Source organism: Cobetia sp. cqz5-12, assembly GCF_016495405.1.
Classification (GTDB): Bacteria; Pseudomonadota; Gammaproteobacteria; order Pseudomonadales; family Halomonadaceae; genus Cobetia.
On record NZ_CP044522.1, the window covers coordinates 1,686,966 to 1,706,189 of the forward strand.

Below are 19,224 nucleotides of genomic sequence, written 5' to 3' on the forward strand. Positions count from 1 at the left end.
CATCAGCTATTGCGCGTCATGCGAGTGGCCAGCCACCAGCCCACCAGCATCGTCACCAGAAAGCCTGCCAATGGCAGACTCATGGTGCTGCTGGAGACGATGGCAGGCCCGGGGCAGTAACCGCTCAGCCCCCAACCGATACCGAACAGGGCTGCGCCGAGCAGCAGACGGCCATCGATATCGCGACGCGTAGGCAGCTGGAAGCGCTCGCCCAGCAGGGGAGTGCCACGCCGCCATACGAGACGATAGCCGAGGAAGGTGGTGATGACGGCACCGCCCAGCACGAAGATCAGCGTGGGGTCCCAGTCTCCGGCCACGTCGAGAAAGCCGACCACGCGCGCGGGGTCGGTCATGCCGCTGAGTGTCAGCCCGAGGCTGAAGACCAGGCCGGTGAGAAAGCCGATGACCGTTTTCATGGTGACTCCCCCAGCAGATGTTGGCTCACGAACACCGTCAGCATGGCCACAGCCACGAATACCACTGTGGCCACCAACGAGCGGGGAGAGAGACGCGCGATACCGCAGACACCATGACCACTGGTACAGCCGCCGCCGATGCCTGTTCCGATACCCACCAGCAGACCGGCGAACATCATGCTCAGCACCCCGCTGGCGGGATTGCCGATCAGCGCATCCGTGCTTGCGGCCACATTGCCCCAGTCAAGATTGAGCAGCAGGAGGAGTAGTGGCCCGCTGATCAACCCCAGCACGAAGGCGAGACGCCAGCGGCGGTCCGGGCCTGATTCCAGCAGCGCGCCCCGCGTGATGCCACTGATACCGGCGATACGTCCCAGAAAGGCCATCAGTATCACTGCCGAGAGTCCGATCAGGACGCCACCGGCGAGTCCTTTCATGCTGCTTATCATGTCCATGTCGTTCATCCTCGTGTCGCGGTCATCCTGCGGTGCGTCGATGATATGCTCGCGGCTGGTGAGCGCCAACCGGCTGTCTGGCCGGTTGGCTGCACGACAGGGACGCCGACCTTTCGATGGAGAGCACCGCAGGAGCACCATGAACGAACTGACCCAACGCCTGCGCACCTTTCTCAAGGTGGCGGAGCATCAGAGCTTCAATGTGGCGGCGCGGGAGCTGGATATCGCCAGTTCCACGGCGACGCGTCACGTCAATCATCTGGAGCGCCAGCTGGGCGAGCCATTGTTGGTGCGCACCACGCGCCATGTACGGCTGTCGCCGGCCGGCGAGCGCGCCCTGATCCGCTTTCGCGCCATTCTGGCCGAGGTGGATCAACTGGAGGGTGAGCTGGAGTCGTTGAGTGAGCGGGTCGCGGGGCCGCTGCGCATCTCGGTGCCGTGGCGCTATTCGCGCCTCTATCTGGCGCCGCTGGTGAGCGAGTTCATGCAGTGCTATCCCGAGGTAGCCCTGGATATCGTCAGCAGTGACCAGCGGGTGGACCTGGTCGAGGACCACTTCGACGTGGCGCTGCGCATCGGCCATCTGGAAGATTCGAGCCTGATCGCGCGCCATATCAGTGACCAGCGCTTCGTGCTGGCTGCCGCGCCGTCCTACCTCGCCGCCCAGCCGCCTATCCATCAGCCCCAGGACCTGGAGCAGCACCGTCTGCTGACCTTCAGCTATACCACCGCCAATCATCACTGGCGGCTGGTGCAAGGCGATCGGGAGCATCGCATCTCGGTGCGCGCTCGCGCGCTGCGCACTAACAATGCCGACATTCTCACCCAGGCGGCGCTTGGGGGCGCCGGCGTGGTAGTGCAACCGCTCTGGGCCATTCGGGAAGAGCTGGCAAGTGGCCGCCTGCTGCCGGTGCTGGAGGACTTTCAGGTCACCTCATCGGATTTCGACACCGGTATCCACGTCGTCTTCGCGCGCGAGAATCAGCACAACCCGCGCGTACGTGCCTGGGTCGACTTCCTGCTTGCCCGCCGCGAGCGGCTGTCCTGCTGACAAGCCCTGTGAACGGCACACAGGAAAACACGAAGGGCCCGGTCTCGGGAGAGATCGGGCCCTTGGCGTTGTGCATGACTTGTTCGCCGATCAAGGCGGTTTTATCAGACTGCTTTTATCAGATAGACCTCAATAGAGGATATCGCTGCGGATGATGTACTTGGCGCCGTCGCGGATCGGCTCGCCGGCATGCACGCAGTGCTGCGGATGCGAGCCATGCGGGAAGCACAGTACGCCACCCTTGGGCGTGGAGACCGAGACCTTCTGGATGTCATCCTGCGACTGGGCCGGCTTGCCGGGGTCGCGACGGCTGACCAGAAACTCGGTGCGCCCGCCGGTATAACCATCGCTCAGGAAGATGAGGAAGGTGTACTGGCTCATCAGGCCCGGATAGGCGTCCTGGACGATCTCGCCATTGATGACGCGGCTGCCCGGCCAGGCGCCATCGGTGTGCGGTTTGAAGAAGTCGCCGGCCTCGTAGCGATAGGTACGAAAGCGCGCATTGATGCCCTTGGCGCCTTCGCCCTGGATCTGCTCGGTCACCAGCGGCGCCGAGCGCTGCCAGATGGCCTGATCGACCGCTTCACTGACGACCCAGTTGACGTTGTGGTTGTGGCGTACCGAACGCGGCAGGGAGACGGGTGCATCTTCCTCGAAGCCCATTTCCTCCAGGGCGGCGACGAAGTTGTCGCACTCGGCGGGTGTCAGCACATTGAGCAGCTGGAAGGCACCCGGGACACCCTCGACTTCCTGACGGACCACCTCTGGTGTCGCGTCGGCCTCGAAGAGATCAGACACGTCGCCGTTGTCGGTCCAGATGGGCAGGGGGGTGGGAGAGAAGCCGCGTTCGTGGCGGACGACATGGAAAGACAAGCTCATGACAAAGCTCCTGACGGGCAGGTTTTGGAAGATTGCCCGAGAGGCTAGTGCACTGTTGCGGGCAGAAAAAGACGCCGGCCGGCAATTGGTCATTGCACAAATGGCAATAATCAACCGCCGACCGGCGCTCAATGCCCGCCGGAAAGATGCAGGCCGGCAATGGACAGCACGATGACGCCGATGCAGGCCATGCGGCGAAACGAGAAGTGCTCACGCCAGAACAGTACGCCGATGGTGGCGCTGACCACGGTGCCGATGCCGGAGAACACGGCATAGGCGATGCCCAGACTGATGGTATCCATGGCCAGATACAGCAGGCTCAAGGAGGAGCTGAAGCCCAGCGCGACCAGCAACACGCCCATGCGGCGGTGCTGATTGGCGTACTGGTTGAAACCGGTGACGCCGACGACTTCACAGCAGCCGGCGGCGATCAGATAGACCCAATCCATGGCGTCACTCCTGGTCATTCACTGAGGGTGGTCTGCGGTATGGCACTCGCGCGAGATTGCTTGTCGGCAGGCGTGCTGGGGGCCGTCTTGAGCACGATGATGCCGATCAGCATCAGCACCACGAAGCCCAGCGTGGACCACTGGAATTCGAGATCGAAGAACAGCAGGTCAGCCACCACTGTCCCCACCGTGCCCAGGCCGACGAAGATGGCGTAGGTAGTGCTGGCGGGCAGTGTCTTGGCGATCTGGGTGACCAGACTCAGGCTGATGATGACCAGCAGCACCGTCAGCGCCCATTCCAGCGGACTGTCGGCGACTTTCAGGCCCGTGGCCCAGCCGATTTCGCACAGGGTCGAGATCAGGAAGTAGAGCGTGATGCGCATGGAGATCGAGTGTCCTTGTGTGGTGTCGGGAAAACGAGGCGTTCAATCGCCAGCGAAAGACATGCGTTGCATGAATGCGGATCTATATGAGTTTCGTTGATGTTTTGATGCAGGAAAAGGCGGAGGTAACCCCTCCGCCTGTTGTCCCTCCACCTGCTGCCAGCAAGTCGTTGGTGCAGCCTCGTCTGACTCGCGTCCCTGTGAACAGAAGCTCTAGTGAACACAAGCTCTAGTGAACAGTGATAAGAACGCGTCAGGAGGCCAGCGGCGTGGTCGTCGCCTGAGTCGCTGACTCCTCGTCGAGTGGCGTCTCGGCCTCGACCGGCTGGGCCAGATAGGCTTCCAGCGAATCATCCATCGCCTCAAGCCACGGCGTGTGATGCCTGGGCGCCTGGGTGCCGGTCATCAAGGAGCGATAGCCGTGGTCGCGGAAGGTCATGATGTTCTCGTGCTTGTGATGCTCCCACTCGAGGAAGGTGCGATTCACGCCATCGATATCGAAGCTTGGGTAGTCGGTCTCGCTGATCAGCGATTTTACGTAGTCCCCCTGGAAGACGATCATCGCCTCGTCGCTATCCAGCGTTTCCTCACGCTCGCGCCACGCCTGGCTATCGGCTTGCATCGCTGCTTTCGCCGGCAGTGTCTGAGTGCCGAGAATCGCATCGCGTACCCACCAGGCCTGGGCATCGAACATGTTGAAGGTGTACCACTGGTCCTGCATGCCGAGGTAGAAGAGGCGCGGGTTCTCTTCCCACACCACGCCCTTGTAGAGCCCCAGCGGCCACATGCGGTTCTGGGTCTTGAGGCGCAGTGACTCCTCGAGGAACGGGAAATGATGCAGGTAGCCGGTGCACAGGATGATGGCATCGACTCGCTTGTGGCTGCCGTCACTGAAATAGGCGGTATCACGATCGACCTTCACCAGTAGCGGTTTTTCCTCCCAGTTATCCGGCCACTTGAAGCCCATCGGCGCGGTGCGATAGCTGGTGGTGATGCTACGCGCACCGTACTTGTAGCATTGGGAGCCTATGTCTTCGGCGGAATAGCTGCTGCCGAGCAACAGCAGATCCTTGCCCTTGAATTCCAGTGCATCGCGGAAGTCATGCGCATGCAGAATGCGGCCATTGAAGCTCGAGAATCCGGGGAATTCCGGCACATTGGGTGTCGAGAAATGTCCGGAGGCCACGATGACGTGGTCGAACTCTTCGCTGGTCACCAGATCGAGCGACTGATCATGCACACTGACCGTGAATTGCTGGCTGGCATCATCGAAGGTGACCTGGCGCACCGGGCAGCCGAAGCGGATGTACTTGCGCACGCCGGCCTTCTCGACACGTCCCTTGATGTAGTCGAACAGCACGGCGCGCGGCGGATAGGAGGCGATAGGGCGCCCGAAATGTTCTTCAAAGGAGTAGTCGGCGAACTCGAGACACTCCTTGGGACCGTTCGACCACAGGTAGCGATACATGCTGCCGTGAACCGGCTCGCCGTGGGCATCCAGCCCGGTGCGCCAGCTGTAATTCCACAGACCACCCCAGTCATCCTGCTTCTCGTAACAGACAATCTCGGGAATCTCGATGCCCTTGTCGGCGGCGGATTGAAAGGCACGTAACTGAGCCAGGCCACTGGGTCCTGCACCGATGATCGCGATACGTTGGGTCATGGATACCTTCCTGTTCTTGTTGTGTCTTCATGCGTTATCCGGGGCTTCAGGACGTGATGACGTCGTGAAACGCTGACAACGAAACAGGCTAGCGAGATGTGGTCCGGCTGCACATTGCTCGGAAAGGGTAGCCATAAAGGGGTATGCGATATCGATACCATGCCCTGCGGATCATGCAGCATCCTCTGCCAGGCCCGAGGTGTCGACGGCGAAGATGATGCCTTCCACGGCCAGCGGTGTGCCGTCAGGTGAATAGATGCCATGGCCCTTTTCCTGTACCTGGATCACGTCGCCGTCGCGATGGTGAATGCGGTAGGCGAGGGTGAAGGGGGTGCGGGCCTCTAGGGCTGACTGCACCTGCTCCCACACGCGATCAGCATCTTCGGGATGGATCATCTCCCCGTAGGTGAGGGAGGGATGATCGAGCAGTTGCTGGGGGCTGAGGCCGGTGATGGCCAGGCAGCCGTCACTGATGTACTCCATCGACCAGTGGCGGTTGTTGCGCGCGCGATAGACCATTGCGGGCAGCCCCTTGATCAGCCGTGTCAGGCTGCGCAGGTTGGCGGCGTCGATCTGCTCCTGCTGCACGCGCTCGCTGATGTCATGCACAGTGAGCGTGGCGGGCCAGGGCGATGCCAGCGAAAGTGACTGGCTGCGTACTTCACACCAGCGATAGTGATGGTCTGCCCCCATGATGCGCAATCGCCAGCAGTCGGGGCGTTCGCGGCGTGAGACGTGGCGGGCGAGCATGTCCCAGCGCGATTGATCCGCGGGGTGCAATGCTTCCCGCAAGCGCTGCGCTGCCGTGCCGTGTCCCTGCGCCCGAGGGGCGGTTGGCGTGTCTTCTCGTGGGCCATCCGCTTCGTGTCCGCTCAGGGCCTGCCAGCCGCGCGAGGCATACAGCAGGGTACTGTCGGCATCCACTACCAGCACGGCATCACTCAGGCCATCGAGAATTGCCTGTGCGCTGAAGGGCGAGGCAGTCGATGCGGTCGAGGCAATCGAGGCGGAGGCGAACTGTTCAAGAAAGCGCATCATCGCAGGCTCTCCTTTTCGGGCCGTGTCATGGCCTCCTTGGCGCTTGTCGCGTCCTTGGGGGGCGCTCGGCTGGCATCACTCGCTGGCGTCAGCGGGTGGGCGTAGACCCAGGCGGCCAGCTCCAGTCGTGAATGCAGGTTCAGCTTGCGCAGCAGATTCTTGACGTAGACCTTCACCGTGCTGTCACTGATGCCCAGTTCGCGGGCAATCAACTTGTTGCTGAGGCCGCGCCCGATCCATTTGAGGGTATCGCGTTCACGCTCGGTCAGGCCTTCGTACCAGTCAGCTGTCGTGGGCCAGTCAGTTGTCGTGGGTCGGTCGAGTGCGGGGGCCCCGTCGGGCGTGGAGCCAGCAGGGACATTCGCCGCGGCGGGCAGCGCCTCGGCCTGCTTCCGCTCCTGCTCCCGCTCCTGTTTATGCGTTTGTGCTTGCGAGTGTTGTTCACGCTGGCGGTGATCCTGCTGCAGGCGTCTGGCCAGCAGCAGCAAGGTCTCTTCTTCCAGCCCCAGCTTGCCGTCGACCACGGCCTGTAGGCGCTCGAGTATGCGTTCGGGGTCGGTGTCCTTCATCAGGTAGCCATCCGCCCCTTGCTGGATGGCATCCAGCAGGTGGCGGCTGTCGTCGGATGCGGTCAGCAGCACAACCTTGAGAGCGGCATCACGCTGCTTGAGATGGCGCATCAGGGTTAGGCCATCAAGCTGCGGCATCTGCCAGTCGACGATCACCAGCTCCGGGGAGAGGGTGGGCAGGGCATCAAGCAGGTCGGTGCCGTCATCGAAGTCGGCCACGACCTCGAACAGGTCACCTTCACTCAAAAGCTCGGCAAGCCCGCGCCGAAACAGCGGGTGGTCGTCGACGAGCACGACTCTGGTCGGGGGTGTCGAGGGCATCTGGTGTGTCGAGGATGACTGGCGAGTCACGGTCATGTGTCGCGGCGCTCCCAGCTCAGTGTCATGCGGGTACCGCCCTGGCGGGGTTGGGTAATGGCGAAGTCGGCTCCGATTTGGTGTGCGCGATCCTGCATGATGCCCAGTCCGAAATGGGCGGGGGCGATGTCAGCAGGGTCAAAGCCGCAGCCGTTGTCCTCGACGGTCAGCAACACTCGCGCCGCCGGTGGATGCCCAGAGGATTGGTAGAGCAATTGCAGGCGCAGGTGGGTGGCTTGGGCATGGCGCACGCTGTTGGTCATCGCTTCGCGCACGATGAACATCACCTGCAGGGCCTGGGCATCGGGGAGGTGCAGCGACTGGATGCGGTTGTCGAGCTCGAACACCATCCCCGAGCGTGTCTCGAATTCCTCGATCAAGTTGTCCAGCACACAGGCCAGCGGCGCGTCTCCCCAGGTGGCGTGCGCACCGTTGATCAGTTCCCGGGTCTGGCGGAAGGCGCGCCGGGCCTGGGTATGCACGTCCTCGGCCAGTGCCTGCACGTCCTGTGGCGCATGACGAGCGGCGCGAGTCAGGCGTGCGCTCTGCATCTGCAGATAACTCAATTCCTGGGCGAGGGTGTCGTGCAGCTCCGCGGCCAGATGTCGGCGTTCGTTCTTCAGTGCCTGCGCCACCGCTGATTTCGTGTCTTCGGCATGACGCGCCTGTTGCTGCTGATGCAGTGCCAGGCCACGGCTCAGGGTATTGATGACGACGTTCGCCAGCCCTGATTCGATGACTGCGGCTGTCGGCTCTCCAAGCCACAACCAGTCATCGCTCGTCTCCCCTCTGCCCGTCTCCCCTCTATCAGTGTCGTCCGTGAGGGCGATCAGCACGCCACCTGGCGTGCCGTCCATGTCAGACACCTGCTGTCGGGCGCCGGGATCGCGACCGATATCCCTGACGACTTCCTGCAATCTCTCACGCGTAGCGACTGGCAGGGCGAGGCCAATAGGGGAAATCACCTCATGGGTCGCCAGACCGAGGGCGCGATGCACGACACAGAGTTCGCCAGTCGCGAAGTGAGCCGCACCGCTGTCAAGACAGCCGTTCAGCATGTCCAGCAGCTCTCTCAGCACGGATGGCAACGCCTCCTTGAGGTCAGCGCAGGTAGCGATGTGCAAGGTAATGGCATCGAGGTGGTGCGTGTCACGCGGAGCAGACGGCGGGATGGCAGCAGGATGAACGGGAGGCTCGGCACCGGCGGGACAGGCTCGTGCGCGCTGGGCTTCAAGGCGATGGGCTATCCCTTGCAATGCAGGTGCCTTGCCTGCCTTCGATGCGCCGAGACTGAGTGCCATGCGAGTTCCTCTGTCGTTTCGCCGCCCCTGCGGCGCGCCCTGATTCGAGTGTCACACCAGCAAGCTTCATGCCAGTGAACGGCTTACCCCTTCATGGGTACCTCTCTTGATGGATTGTCGGCGCCTCTACTGTGAGTAAATTTAATTAACCATGAAGAACGTGGTGCGTCACAGAAGGGGGCATGCACCATCCAGGTACATCGGGGAGCTGCTTCGCCCCATCACGTGTGCAACGCCGAACCCACTTGCCATGACAACAAGAGGTATCACCACGATGGAGCTTGCAGTCGAGATACCCGCTGCCACGCCGTGCCAGCCGTATCGTTACCGAATACCCGGGCTGGATGCGCTGGCGCTGGAGCTGTCGCCGGGAGACAGCGTGCAGGTGTCATCTGCCGATGGGGCCCAGGCCTGCGAGTGGCTGCTATTGCCGCCAGGGGGGCGGGAGGGACAGAACAGTGAGGCTGGAGAAGCAGACGCTGGAAAGGCTGCAGATACCGTCGATGCAGTGACACTCGCGCGCTACGCCAGCATTACCTGTCTGGAAGAACATGCCTTTGCCAGCCAGCCACAAGGGGGAGAAGAGGGTGGGGCCGAGCAGGCACGAAGCCCGTTCACCCAGCAGCGTCTGGCAGCGCTGGGAGTCGCGCAGGTGCCATTGTCGCAGTGGCAGAGCCTGTCAGCCGCCGGGTTGCCGGCCGAGATTCGCTGGCCGCGTGAAGCGCCAGCCGCGCGCCTGATTCTGCTGGCCCCCGGCAATGATATGTTGCTAGATGGCAAGCATCTGGCCACTGAGCTTGAGGTCGCGCACTTCTGCGAGGGGCTGGTGGGGCAGGAGCAGCTGCCAGTGCCATTGGCGCCGATCAAGCAGGAGGTCAGGGTCTCGTCAGGCACGGCTCAGGTCTATGAGGTCAAGCAGGGCGAGTGGATCCAGATCATCGATGTCGCCGGTCGTCAGTGTTCTGACTTCGTGGCCTTCGATGCCAATGCCTGGGCACAGGGCGAGGAGCTGGGACTGGATGGCGGTGCCACGCGCAGCCTGTCCGGCCACTGCATGCCAAATCCGGGGCTTTATTCAGTGTTCTTCGATCAGCACATGCACCCGATGCTGGAGGTGGTACAGGACACGGTGGGCCGCCATGACAGCTTCATGCTTGCCTGTTCGCCGCAGTATTACGAGCACCACGGCTACTTCGGCCACGATAGCTGCACGATCAACTTCAACAACGCCCTGTCCGCGTCTCACGGCATCCGACAGCGCGCCAGCTGGCCGGCGATCAACTTCTTCTTCAATGCCTATGTCGAGCCCTGCGGCACCCTGGCGGTGGATGAGCCCTGGTCGCGTCCCGGTGACTATGTGCTGCTGCGCGCCGACCGTGACCTCATCTGTGCCTCATCGGCCTGCCCGGACGACATCGATGCCGCCAATGGCTGGGTGCCGACCGATATCCATGTGCGTATCTACGCCGCTGAACATGACTTCCCCCGCGGTATCGCCTATCGCAACCGGCCCGAGGAATTGCCGCGCATGACACTGCCCACCGCCTTTCACCCCTGCACGTCCGCCTTGACCAAGCAGTTCATCGATTACCACGGCTACTGGCTGGCCACCCATTACGAAGGGTGGGGCGCGCGGGCCGAGTATCTGGCCTGCCGCGAGCGGGTCGCGATGATGGACCTTTCGGCACTGCGCAAGTTCGAGGTCGCCGGACCGGACGCCGAACGCCTGTTGCAATATGCACTGACCCGCAACGTGCGACGGCTTTCCATTGGTGAGGTGGTGTACTCGGCCATGTGTCAGGAAACCGGCGGCATGCTCGATGACGGTACCCTGTTCCGCATGGGCGAGCAGACCTTCCGCTGGATCTGTGGTGATCCGGCCAGCGGCCAGTGGCTCAGGGACCTTGCCCAGCGCCAGGGCTATCGCGTCACGGTGCGTGATTCCACCCATCAGCTGCACAACATCGCCTTGCAGGGGCCGAAGAGTCGTGAGGTGCTGGCGCCGTTGATCTGGAACGCGCGTACCCAGCCGGACGTCGAAGGTCTGGGCTGGTTCCGCTTCATGATCGGTCGTCTGTCGGGCCCGGATGGCATCCCGCTGATGGTGTCGCGTACCGGCTATACCGGTGAGCTCGGCTATGAAGTCTGGTGTCATCCCAAGGACGCCCCATCCGTGTGGGAGGCGATCTGGGCGGCGGGTGAGCCTCATGGCATCGCGCCACTGGGACTGGATGCCCTCGACATGCTGAGAATCGAGGCGGGGTTGATCTTCGCCGGCCATGAATTCTGCCCGCAGACTTCCCCCTATGAGGCGGGCATCGGCTTCACCGTGCCGATGAAGAGCAAGGAGGATGACTTCGTCGGGCGGGCAGCGCTGCAACGCGAGACGCCGGAATCACGGCATCGTGTGATGGGCCTGAAGGTGGCCAGCAGCGAGCTGGTCAGCCATGGCGATCTCGTCTATCACGGCCGCTATCCGGTGGGCGTGGTGACCAGTGCCACCCAGTCGCCGCTGCTCGGTCGCTCCATCGCGATGTGTCGCCTGGCGCCGGACTTCGCAAGCCCGGGTACCCAGCTCGAGATCGGCCAGCTGGATGGCCATCAGAAGCGCCTCGCCGCAGAGGTGGTGACATTGCCCTTCCATGACCCTGAGCGCCTCAAGGTGCGTAGCTGATCCTGCTGTAATGAGGGGGAGCATGAGAGAGGAGTCGCGAGCAACGACTTGCGTATATGCAGCGCCCTGCAAGTCATCTCTCGGTGCATGCCGTGACCGGCATGCCTCAATAATGCCCATCCTCCTCGCAGGGAAGGCTTCAGGGGCTTCATATCTGAAGAGGAGTTCTCGGTTCCAAGAATAATTCAGTGAAAACAGAGAGTTGCTGAGGGTGGTCAATTTTGATCATCTGGCATGTCGCTTGCTTTATCCAGCAGGTCCCCTTGAAAAACAACAACAACCCCCGGACGGGCAGTGTCGCTTGCACAGTGAAGCGCGCTGATCCACAGGCTCCGGTAAAGGAGAAAAGACGATGGATGAAAAGACGTTGCAAAGCATATTGGATATGCATCAGGCGATGAACATCGAGGTGTTCTATTGGTGGTGTACCGCCATCATGTTCCTGATCCATGCAGGCTTTCTGGCCTACGAGATAGGTGCCTCCCGTTCCAAGAATGCCTTGGCATCCGGCATGAAGAACGTGCTGACGCTGGCCTCGATCATCCCCGCCTTCTACTTCGTGGGCTGGTGGATCTACAACGCCTTCCCCAACGGGCTGATCCCCATCGAGGCCTCCGCCGCTCTGCCGTGGAGCGCGAGCATGCGACCCGACGCCGATGACATGGGCACCGGCATCTTTTTCGCCGCCTTTGCCCTGTTCGGAGCGACCACCGGCTCCATCCTCTCGGGGGCGGTGATCGAACGCATCCGCCTGGGGGCCTTCCTGATTCTGGCGGTGATTCTCGGCGCGGGTGTCTGGATCATGGCGGGCGCCTGGGGCTGGCACCCGGATGGCTGGATGCTGCACAAGCTGGGCTACCACGATGTCGGCGCCGCCGGTGTGGTGCATGCCGTGGCCGGCTTCTTCGCGCTGGGCGTGCTGCTCAATCTGGGCGCGCGTATCGGCAAGTACAGTGACGATGGCAAGCCGCAGGTGATCGCGCCGCACAACATGCCGATGACCTTGATCGGCCTGATGCTGATCATCGTCGGGTTCTTCGGCTTCCTGGGCGGCTGCATCATCTTCAATACCGGTGATATCGGCTGGACCACCATCTACGGCAACCGCACCAACCTCTCTGCCTTCGCCTTCAATACCCTGATGGGCTTCGGTGGCGGCGTGATCGGCGCCTATCTGTCCTCGCGTGACCCGTTCTGGACCATGTCCGGTGCACTGGGCGGCATCATCACCGTCGCGGCGGGGCTGGATCTCTACAATCCGGGGCTGGCCTTCGTGCTGGCGGTCACCGGTGGCGCCCTGATGCCGAAGATCGGCGCGCTGCTCGAGAAGCGTGGCCTGGATGACTCCGTCGGCGCCTTCGCGGTGCATGGCTTCTGCGGCTTCTACGGCGTGGTACTGGTGGGTGTCTTCGCCGCTGGCTTCCCGAATGTCGGCGAAGGCGTGCCGGACATCTCCTTCACCGGCCAGCTGACTGGCGCAGTCGTGATGGCAGTGACGGGCTTCGTGCCGGGCTGGGGTGTCGCCTACGTGCTCAAGAAGCTCAATCTGCTGCGTGTGCCGCCGCATGTCGAAGTGCTCGGACTGGATCTGTTCGAAGTCCCGGCCAAGGCCTACCCGGAGAGCATGGCAACCGAGTCATCTTCCAGTGTACCGGCTCGTTCCGGTGGGGTGGTCGCGGCGCCAATGGACAAGCGTCCGGACATCAGCTGAGCCTTGGTAGCTGAGTCCCGGCGCACCTTCTGAAGGGGCCGGTCTGTCGAGATGATGTCGAGATAAGAGCTGACTGGCCCCGTTATTGCAGTACTGGTAGAGCCAACCGATATTCGCTTTCGCAAGGAGCCTTGCAATGGAAACTGTCGATACTGTGGTACACGCTGGCAACTACGCCTTCTTCTTCAGCAACTCTGGCGCCGTAGCGGTGTGCCTGCTGGTCGCCGCTGGCGTCTGCATTGCGCTGAGCGCCAACATCCTGCGTCACGAGAAAGCATCCTTCGAGAGCAAGAAGACGCCTTGACCCTCCGAGGATCACGACCCTTGCGCGGGCACTAGGTGCTTGCCAACGGTGCTTGCCAATGACACATCAAACGCCGCAGCGCTCAGCGCTGCGGCGTTTTTGATAGGTGTCATGCACCCGAGTGACTTTGCGCGAAGCCCGAACGACTTTACGTGAAGCCCGAACGACTTTGCGCGAAGAGAGCGTGGTGCGCGTCATGCAGTCGTCACCTGAGAGCTTGATAATGGCGGCCCCTCAAGGTGGCATTCATGGAACGCGCGAAAGCATGAAACTGATTCATCTGACCGACACCCATCTGGTCGCTCCTGACAAGCGACTTTACGGGCTGGACCCACGTGCACGGCTGGCGGCTGCCGTCGCCGATATCAATCTGCACCATGGCGATGCTCAGGGCGTGATCATCAGCGGTGACCTGACCGATCGCGGTGAGCCGGCCGCCTTCCATGCGCTGCGTGAGGTACTGGAAGAACTGTCGATGCCGTATTTCCTCGGCATGGGCAATCACGATGCGCGTGAGACTCTGCAGACCGCCTTCCCGGAGCTGCCCTGTGATGACGATGGCTTCGTACAGTATGCGCATGCCTTCGGCCCCGACGCCGATGATTGCGTGCTGGTGATGCTCGATTCAGCCGTCGCGGGGGAGCATGGCGGTCTGCTGTGCGAGTCCCGTCTGGCGTGGCTGGATGCCTGTCTGGCCGCGCATCACGATCGCCGTATCCTGCTGGCGCTGCATCATCCGCCCATGGCCCTCGGCATCCGTTATATGGACGACATCCGCTTGCAGAATCCACAGGCGCTGCATGAGGTGATCCAGCGGCATGGCAACGTCGAGCACTTGCTGTTCGGGCATGTGCATCGTCCGGCCAGCGGTGTCTGGCGGGGGCTCTCGTTCTCGACCTTGCCGGGCGTCAATCATCAGGTCGGGCTGGATCTGGTCTCCGCGGCGGACTGTCTCGCCGGCAGTCATGAGCCGCCGGCCTATGGCGTGCTGATGATAGGCGAGGAGCAGGTCGTCAATCACCTGCACCTCTACATGGATGACAGTCGCCGCTATTTCTTCCACGACACGCTCGAGGCCGCCCAGTCGCTCGAGGCGCTCGATGAATTGATCGCTCTACAGCGCGATGAGCGGATTCCGACTCGCGAGCGCGAGCCGTTGAGCAATACCTTGCAGGCAGCTGAGGCAGCAAAAGAATGAACAAGGCGCTATATGTCTTTGATTTTGATGGTGTGATTGCTGATAGCCTGACACTGTGCCTCAAGGCCTGCACACATGCGGCGCATCTGGAAGGGCGGACGATCGTGCTGGAACGCGATAGCTGGGAGTCGCTGGACAACGTGACCTTCGAGGAGATGGCGCGTGTGCAGGGCTTTACGGGCGAGGCCGTCGCGCGCTTTGCCGCACATGTCTTTGCCTATACCCGCCAGGCGACGCCGCCGGCGGTCTTCACCGGCATGCGCGAGGCCTTGTCGGCACTCGCCGAACAGGGCGACGTCATGGTGCTGTCGGCCAATCACAGCGAGATGATTCGTGCCACGCTCGTCGCCGCCGGTCTGGCGGACTGCGTGTCACAGGTGCTGGGCGGTGAGATCGCGGGCAGCAAGGGGGCCAAGCTGGCGCGTCTGTTGGCAGCGCCGCAAGTGGCGGTGGAGCGCAGCTGGATGGTGGGCGACGCCGTCAGCGACATTCGCGCCGCGCACGAGGCGGGGTGTCGTGCCGCTGCGGTCAGCTGGGGATGGCAGAGCCCCGAGCGCCTGGCTAGCATGGCGCCGGAGCGGGTCATCGCGCAGCCGCAGGCGTTGATATCACTTTGCGATATGCCAAGCAGCGACAGTCGCGAAGCGGTATAGGGCGTGAGCAGGGCGGCCGCAAGGCGCAGGCCTTTGCGCAGCTTGCTCTGATTCACTCATGCACGTGTGAGCTGCTGCACGTGTGAGCTGTTGTACTTGTGAAGTGATAGAACGATGCCGCCGAGTCGTGTCATGACTCGGCGGCATCGTTGCCTGGCGGATCAGGAAGCTCGTCGTCTCAGATGGCTTGCTCGCTCAGACGGCTGCTTGCTGCGACGGCCTGCTCAGGCGTCGTCAGTCGTGAGCTGCGCGGTGGTAGCTCTGTCGTCGCCCGTTTGTCTGGCGCTCTTGTCGGGCTGCGCCAGGAAGGCTTCCAGTGAATCATCCATCGCGTCGAGCCAGGGCGTGTGATGAGGAGGGGCCAGTGTGCCGGTCATCAGCGAGCGATAGGAGTGATCACGGAACGTCATGATGTTCTCATGCTTGTGATGTTCCCACTCGAGGAAGGTGCGATTGACGCCGTCGATATCGAAGCTCGGATAATCCGTCTCCGAGATCAGTGACTTAACGTAATCGCCCTGGAACAGGATCATTGATTCATCACTGTCCAGAGTCTCTTCCCTGTCACGCCATGACTGACTATCCGCCTGCATTGCCTCGCGGCTGGGCAGCGCGATTTCCCCGAGAATCACGTCACGCACCCACCATGCCTGGGCATCGAACATGTTGAAGGTGTACCACTGGTCCTGCATGCCGAGATAGAACAGGCGTGGGTTGGCTTCCCAGGCAGCGCCCTTGTAGAGACCCAGCGGCCACATGCGGTTGCCTGTCTTGAGGCGCAGTGGCTCATCCAGGAAGGGGAAGTGGTGGAGGTAGCCGGTACACAGGATGATGGCATCGATTTTCTTGCTGGTGCCATCGCGGAAATAGGCAGTGTCGCGGTCCACCTTGAGCAACAGCGGCTTCTCTTCCCAGTTGTCCGGCCAGGCAAAGCCCATCGGGGCGGTGCGATAGCTGGTGGTGATGCTGCGAGCGCCATATTTGTAGCACTGTGAGCCGATATCTTCGGCAGAGTAGCTGCTGCCGATCAGCAGCAGGTCCTTGCCCTTGAATTCCAGCGCGTCGCGGAAGTCATGAGCGTGGAGAATACGGCCATTGAACTGCGAGAACCCCGGGAATTCCGGCACGTTGGGAGTCGAGAAGTGGCCGGAAGCGACGATGACGTGATCAAACTGCTCCTGAACGACCGCATCGGCCTGCAGATCATGGACACTGACGGTGAACTGCTCGCGGGTGTCGTCAAAGCTGACGTGGCGCACCGGGCAGTTGAAGCGGATGTACTTGCGCACGCCTGCCTTCTCGACCCGACCCTTGATGTAGTCAAAGACCACCGCACGTGGCGGGTACGAGGCGATGGGATGCCCGAAATGCTCCTCGAAGGAATAATCCGCGAACTCCAGACATTCCTTGGGACCGTTGGACCACAGGTAGCGATACATGCTGCCGTGGACGGGTTCACCATTCTGATCGAGACCGGTGCGCCAGCTGTAATTCCACAGGCCACCCCAGTCACTCTGTTTTTCATAACAGACTATCTCGGGAATATCGATACCCTTGTCAGCGGCAGATTGAAAGGCGCGCAGCTGTGCCAGGCCACTCGGCCCTGCGCCAATGATCGCAATGCGTTTTGTCATGGGTATTTCCTGTTGAGACTGTAATGAGACGTCATGTTCCGTGAACCCCGTGTTGCGGGATGTCGTGTTGACCAGGTGCTTTTTCCTATGTAGTGGAACGCGATAATAATGAACATTATCCAGCGCTTGGGTGGCCTGGAAAGGTAAGAAATCCAGTTGACTGGCCACTTGTCATTTCGCTGAACCTGAACACGGAAGCCGTATTTTTCTTGCCTTGAGGGCATCCTGCGGCTCACGGAACGTGGGGCATCCTCGCAGAAATGATGCGTCATCTCAAATGTGAAGCATTGATTATGAGTGTATGAAGTGTACACGATCACGAGAGTATTTAGACTTTAGTGGCAAGATTGTTTTAGGTTGTATCTCTTTACAACGGTCAGGAAGAAGGATGTGGTTTGTTGGCTCATGGTTGCGGTGGTTTTTGTTCAAATTATTGATTTAGATGATATTTTTATATTTCTGGGGTGGTTTTGCATGGAATTGTCCAGCTTGTTATCTGTGAAAAAACTGGCTTGTTTTCTGTGTAGAAAGAAAGAAGATTTCCGTGTTGCAATGCCGATTCCAAGTTGGATGAGTTTTTGACTTTTCAAGGCATGCCGAGTCAAGCGGCTGGAGGGGGATAGCCTGTTCGTCAAGCAGGTAGGTGCTCGTAATTTTGAGGTTTGGGATAAACAAGGGAATGCGAAGGATGGAGGATTGGTATCAGAGTAGTGAGTGGCGGGTGAATGGAGAAAGATCCAGGGGCCGAAGGGAAAAGGGTGACAGATTATGGAATGATTCTCGCTGGAGGAATTTCTAGAGTATCTGCTGGTGTTCACTCGCCAAGCCAGCGACGAGAGGGCAAGCGGAGGTTGATCACTTTACATGCCGAAAGGGCGTATACTGGGTGTGATAGAGAAGCTACAGGAGAAGACACCATGACTCACAAGCGCAAGGTGCAGGACAACGCCCTCAAGGCAGTGCTGCGTACCCCGATGTTCAAGCAACGTGTGGTGAAGGCGCGCAAGGGCAAGGGCAGCTATCAGCGCCAGGGCAAGTCGCAGGGAAACAGGGGCGGCAGTGAAGCGCCTTCAGTCAGTGTGCACAACGCTGCCTGAAGACGCTTCATTGGTGCGGTTTCCCACGACCTGACTTGCATCACTGCAAGGGGCTGAAACATGAACGCCGCAGCGTCAGCGCTGCGGCGTTCTGCGTCTGTCCTACTGAAAACGTCTCAGTTCGAGAAGTGCGCGTTCCAGGTCTCGGCGCGCGCGGCGTCGCGGGCTTCATAGTCGGCCAGCACCGTCTCCAGTTCGCCCAGTGATTCATGCTCACGATCCTCACCCAGCTGCGTCAGGCGCAAAGTGTACCAGGCTGTCACACCGCCTTCCGGCGGCGTGCTGAAACGCGGGAATTCCGGCGCGAGACATTCTCCGTCCTGCCAGAGGGCGGGCAGGGACGGGTGCAGCGCCAGTGGGCGGGCCAGACCGACGAGATCGACGGCGCCCTGTGCCACGGCGTCTTCGGCCTGCGCGAGTGTCTTGAAGCCGCCGGTTGCCATCAAGGGCAGGGTCGTCATCTCGCGTGCACGCTTGGCGAATTCGATGAAGTAGGGGCCGCTGGCGCTGGCATCCGACGCGGAGCTCGCGCCGGGGAAGTAGGTGCCACCACTGATGTCGATCAGATCGATGGGCAGTTCATCGAGTGCCGCTATCACCTGCAGCGCTTCGGACTCCTCGAAACCGCCTTGCAGTTGGTCACTGGAGTTGAGTTTCACCATGACTGGGTAGTCGTGGCCGACGGCCTCACGCACGGCAATGATCACTTCACGCATCAGCCGCATGCGGTTGTCGAGGCTACCGCCGTAGTCATCCGTGCGCTGATTGAAGAGGGGAGACAGAAACTGGCTGAGCAGGAAGCCGTGTGCCGCATGCACCTGTACCCCGCCAAATCCGGCGTCACGGGCCAGGCGAGCCGTCGTTGCCATGGCAGCAGGCAGTGCCTTGATGGCCTCCAGGCTCATGGCTTCGCAACGTAGCCCGGGAATATCCAGTGCACTGGGGCCATGCGCCGTGCTGGTCGGTGGGTAGGCCATCGCACCGGCGTGTCCGAGCTGCAGCCAGAGGTCTGCACCGTGCTGTTGACCGCGCTGGGCCAGTTGCGTGAAGGCCGCGAGATCGGATTGTGCGTTGAGCACCAGATTGCCGGGTTTCTCGGCATGCTGGTGGTCAGGCTGTACCTCGCCGACCAGTGATGCCGCCACGCCGCCCTCTGCCCAGCGCTCGTAAAGGCGCAGCTGTGCCTCACTGGGATGTCCCGTGCCATCGCCGAGGGAATCCGACATCGCAGCCTTGACGATTCGGTTGGCGAGCACCCGGCCGCTTGGCAACGTGAAGGGCGTGAACAGGGCGGAAGCTGTCGGCTGGTCTGTCATGGGGGATGTCTCGTTGGGGGGGTGAATATGGCTCATAAGGAACAGATGACATGATGTCATGTGCAGTGTCTGGTGA

Annotated in this window: 18 protein-coding genes; 7 read left to right on the plus strand and 11 right to left on the minus strand. The window is 61.4% G+C overall.

The window, feature by feature from the left end; genetic code table 11:
* Positions 1 to 2 precede the first annotated feature (2 nt).
* Together F8A90_RS07200 and F8A90_RS07205 are read right to left on the minus strand one after the other, a co-directional pair.
* Positions 3 to 416, minus strand: a complete 414-nt coding sequence (locus tag F8A90_RS07200; RefSeq protein ID WP_200019549.1) for a DUF6691 family protein — start codon at positions 414 to 416, stop codon at positions 3 to 5.
* Complete coding sequence (locus F8A90_RS07205; RefSeq protein WP_200019550.1) at positions 413 to 871, minus strand: YeeE/YedE family protein; 459 nt, start codon at positions 869 to 871, stop codon at positions 413 to 415. The genes F8A90_RS07200 and F8A90_RS07205 overlap by 4 nt, the downstream gene beginning before the upstream one ends.
* Before the next feature lie 139 nt (positions 872 to 1,010).
* Here F8A90_RS07205 and F8A90_RS07210 point away from each other — a divergent pair, with 139 nt between their 5' ends.
* On the plus strand, positions 1,011 to 1,922 hold the full coding sequence (locus F8A90_RS07210; RefSeq protein ID WP_200019551.1) for a LysR family transcriptional regulator: 912 nt from the start codon (positions 1,011 to 1,013) through the stop codon (positions 1,920 to 1,922).
* A gap of 129 nt (positions 1,923 to 2,051) precedes the next feature.
* On the opposite strand, the gene F8A90_RS07215 is transcribed toward F8A90_RS07210, so the two are convergent.
* The 7 genes from F8A90_RS07215 to F8A90_RS07245 form a co-directional block, all read right to left on the minus strand.
* Positions 2,052 to 2,801 carry a 2OG-Fe(II) oxygenase gene (locus F8A90_RS07215; RefSeq protein WP_200019552.1) on the minus strand — a complete coding sequence of 250 codons (750 nt, stop codon included), beginning with the start codon at positions 2,799 to 2,801 and terminating at the stop codon, positions 2,052 to 2,054.
* A 128-nt stretch (positions 2,802 to 2,929) separates the two neighbouring features.
* Complete coding sequence (locus F8A90_RS07220) at positions 2,930 to 3,250, minus strand: DMT family transporter (protein WP_200019553.1); 321 nt, start codon at positions 3,248 to 3,250, stop codon at positions 2,930 to 2,932.
* 14 nt (positions 3,251 to 3,264) lie between these two features.
* Positions 3,265 to 3,633, minus strand: coding sequence for a DMT family transporter (locus tag F8A90_RS07225; protein ID WP_200019554.1), 369 nt, complete (start codon positions 3,631 to 3,633; stop codon positions 3,265 to 3,267).
* 253 nt (positions 3,634 to 3,886) lie between these two features.
* Positions 3,887 to 5,296: an NAD(P)-binding domain-containing protein gene (locus F8A90_RS07230; RefSeq protein ID WP_153635549.1), complete on the minus strand. Its 1,410-nt coding sequence runs from the start codon at positions 5,294 to 5,296 to the stop codon at positions 3,887 to 3,889.
* Positions 5,297 to 5,467: 171 nt separating this feature from the next.
* The gene (locus F8A90_RS07235; RefSeq protein ID WP_200019555.1) at positions 5,468 to 6,334 is read right to left on the minus strand and encodes a PAS domain-containing protein; all 867 of its coding nucleotides are present in this window, start codon (positions 6,332 to 6,334) and stop codon (positions 5,468 to 5,470) included.
* Positions 6,331 to 7,224 (minus strand): response regulator, encoded by an 894-nt coding sequence (locus F8A90_RS07240; protein WP_200019924.1) that lies wholly within the window; start codon positions 7,222 to 7,224, stop codon positions 6,331 to 6,333. Before F8A90_RS07240 ends, F8A90_RS07235 begins: the two co-directional genes overlap by 4 nt.
* A gap of 32 nt (positions 7,225 to 7,256) precedes the next feature.
* On the minus strand, positions 7,257 to 8,561 hold the full coding sequence (locus tag F8A90_RS07245; protein ID WP_200019556.1) for a sensor histidine kinase: 1,305 nt from the start codon (positions 8,559 to 8,561) through the stop codon (positions 7,257 to 7,259).
* 274 nt (positions 8,562 to 8,835) lie between these two features.
* Here F8A90_RS07245 and F8A90_RS07250 point away from each other — a divergent pair, with 274 nt between their 5' ends.
* The 5 genes from F8A90_RS07250 to F8A90_RS07270 all read left to right on the plus strand — a co-directional run bounded on the left by F8A90_RS07250 (position 8,836) and on the right by F8A90_RS07270 (position 15,101).
* The gene (locus F8A90_RS07250) at positions 8,836 to 11,235 is read left to right on the plus strand and encodes a DUF1989 domain-containing protein (RefSeq protein WP_200019557.1); all 2,400 of its coding nucleotides are present in this window, start codon (positions 8,836 to 8,838) and stop codon (positions 11,233 to 11,235) included.
* 352 nt (positions 11,236 to 11,587) lie between these two features.
* Positions 11,588 to 12,946, plus strand: coding sequence for an ammonium transporter (locus F8A90_RS07255; protein ID WP_153635553.1), 1,359 nt, complete (start codon positions 11,588 to 11,590; stop codon positions 12,944 to 12,946).
* A 136-nt stretch (positions 12,947 to 13,082) separates the two neighbouring features.
* Positions 13,083 to 13,250 (plus strand): hypothetical protein, encoded by a 168-nt coding sequence (locus tag F8A90_RS07260; protein WP_153635554.1) that lies wholly within the window; start codon positions 13,083 to 13,085, stop codon positions 13,248 to 13,250.
* Positions 13,251 to 13,515: 265 nt separating this feature from the next.
* Positions 13,516 to 14,448: a phosphodiesterase gene (locus tag F8A90_RS07265; RefSeq protein WP_200019558.1), complete on the plus strand. Its 933-nt coding sequence runs from the start codon at positions 13,516 to 13,518 to the stop codon at positions 14,446 to 14,448.
* Positions 14,445 to 15,101, plus strand: coding sequence for an HAD family hydrolase (locus tag F8A90_RS07270; protein ID WP_200019559.1), 657 nt, complete (start codon positions 14,445 to 14,447; stop codon positions 15,099 to 15,101). Before F8A90_RS07265 ends, F8A90_RS07270 begins: the two co-directional genes overlap by 4 nt.
* A gap of 224 nt (positions 15,102 to 15,325) precedes the next feature.
* Here the strand turns inward: F8A90_RS07270 and F8A90_RS07275 are convergent, their stop codons facing one another.
* The gene (locus F8A90_RS07275; protein ID WP_200019560.1) at positions 15,326 to 16,735 is read right to left on the minus strand and encodes an NAD(P)-binding domain-containing protein; all 1,410 of its coding nucleotides are present in this window, start codon (positions 16,733 to 16,735) and stop codon (positions 15,326 to 15,328) included.
* A 917-nt stretch (positions 16,736 to 17,652) separates the two neighbouring features.
* Here F8A90_RS07275 and arfA point away from each other — a divergent pair.
* Positions 17,653 to 17,832 carry an alternative ribosome rescue factor ArfA gene (gene arfA / locus F8A90_RS07280; RefSeq protein ID WP_107335003.1) on the plus strand — a complete coding sequence of 60 codons (180 nt, stop codon included), beginning with the start codon at positions 17,653 to 17,655 and terminating at the stop codon, positions 17,830 to 17,832.
* 116 nt (positions 17,833 to 17,948) lie between these two features.
* On the opposite strand, the gene F8A90_RS07285 is transcribed toward arfA, so the two are convergent.
* Positions 17,949 to 19,148: an oxidoreductase gene (locus F8A90_RS07285; RefSeq protein ID WP_200019561.1), complete on the minus strand. Its 1,200-nt coding sequence runs from the start codon at positions 19,146 to 19,148 to the stop codon at positions 17,949 to 17,951.
* Positions 19,149 to 19,224: the final 76 nt, after the last annotated feature.

Coding starts and splice junctions, on each gene's coding strand:
- F8A90_RS07200 (WP_200019549.1), bottom strand. CDS start 416: ATGAAAACGGTCATCGGCTTTCTCACCGGCCTGGTCTTCAGCCTCGGG.
- F8A90_RS07205 (WP_200019550.1), bottom strand. CDS start 871: ATGGACATGATAAGCAGCATGAAAGGACTCGCCGGTGGCGTCCTGATC.
- F8A90_RS07210 (WP_200019551.1), top strand. CDS start 1,011: ATGAACGAACTGACCCAACGCCTGCGCACCTTTCTCAAGGTGGCGGAG.
- F8A90_RS07215 (WP_200019552.1), bottom strand. CDS start 2,801: ATGAGCTTGTCTTTCCATGTCGTCCGCCACGAACGCGGCTTCTCTCCC.
- F8A90_RS07220 (WP_200019553.1), bottom strand. CDS start 3,250: ATGGATTGGGTCTATCTGATCGCCGCCGGCTGCTGTGAAGTCGTCGGC.
- F8A90_RS07225 (WP_200019554.1), bottom strand. CDS start 3,633: ATGCGCATCACGCTCTACTTCCTGATCTCGACCCTGTGCGAAATCGGC.
- F8A90_RS07230 (WP_153635549.1), bottom strand. CDS start 5,296: ATGACCCAACGTATCGCGATCATCGGTGCAGGACCCAGTGGCCTGGCT.
- F8A90_RS07235 (WP_200019555.1), bottom strand. CDS start 6,334: ATGATGCGCTTTCTTGAACAGTTCGCCTCCGCCTCGATTGCCTCGACC.
- F8A90_RS07240 (WP_200019924.1), bottom strand. CDS start 7,224: ATGCCCTCGACACCCCCGACCAGAGTCGTGCTCGTCGACGACCACCCG.
- F8A90_RS07245 (WP_200019556.1), bottom strand. CDS start 8,561: ATGGCACTCAGTCTCGGCGCATCGAAGGCAGGCAAGGCACCTGCATTG.
- F8A90_RS07250 (WP_200019557.1), top strand. CDS start 8,836: ATGGAGCTTGCAGTCGAGATACCCGCTGCCACGCCGTGCCAGCCGTAT.
- F8A90_RS07255 (WP_153635553.1), top strand. CDS start 11,588: ATGGATGAAAAGACGTTGCAAAGCATATTGGATATGCATCAGGCGATG.
- F8A90_RS07260 (WP_153635554.1), top strand. CDS start 13,083: ATGGAAACTGTCGATACTGTGGTACACGCTGGCAACTACGCCTTCTTC.
- F8A90_RS07265 (WP_200019558.1), top strand. CDS start 13,516: ATGAAACTGATTCATCTGACCGACACCCATCTGGTCGCTCCTGACAAG.
- F8A90_RS07270 (WP_200019559.1), top strand. CDS start 14,445: ATGAACAAGGCGCTATATGTCTTTGATTTTGATGGTGTGATTGCTGAT.
- F8A90_RS07275 (WP_200019560.1), bottom strand. CDS start 16,735: ATGACAAAACGCATTGCGATCATTGGCGCAGGGCCGAGTGGCCTGGCA.
- arfA (WP_107335003.1), top strand. CDS start 17,653: ATGACTCACAAGCGCAAGGTGCAGGACAACGCCCTCAAGGCAGTGCTG.
- F8A90_RS07285 (WP_200019561.1), bottom strand. CDS start 19,148: ATGACAGACCAGCCGACAGCTTCCGCCCTGTTCACGCCCTTCACGTTG.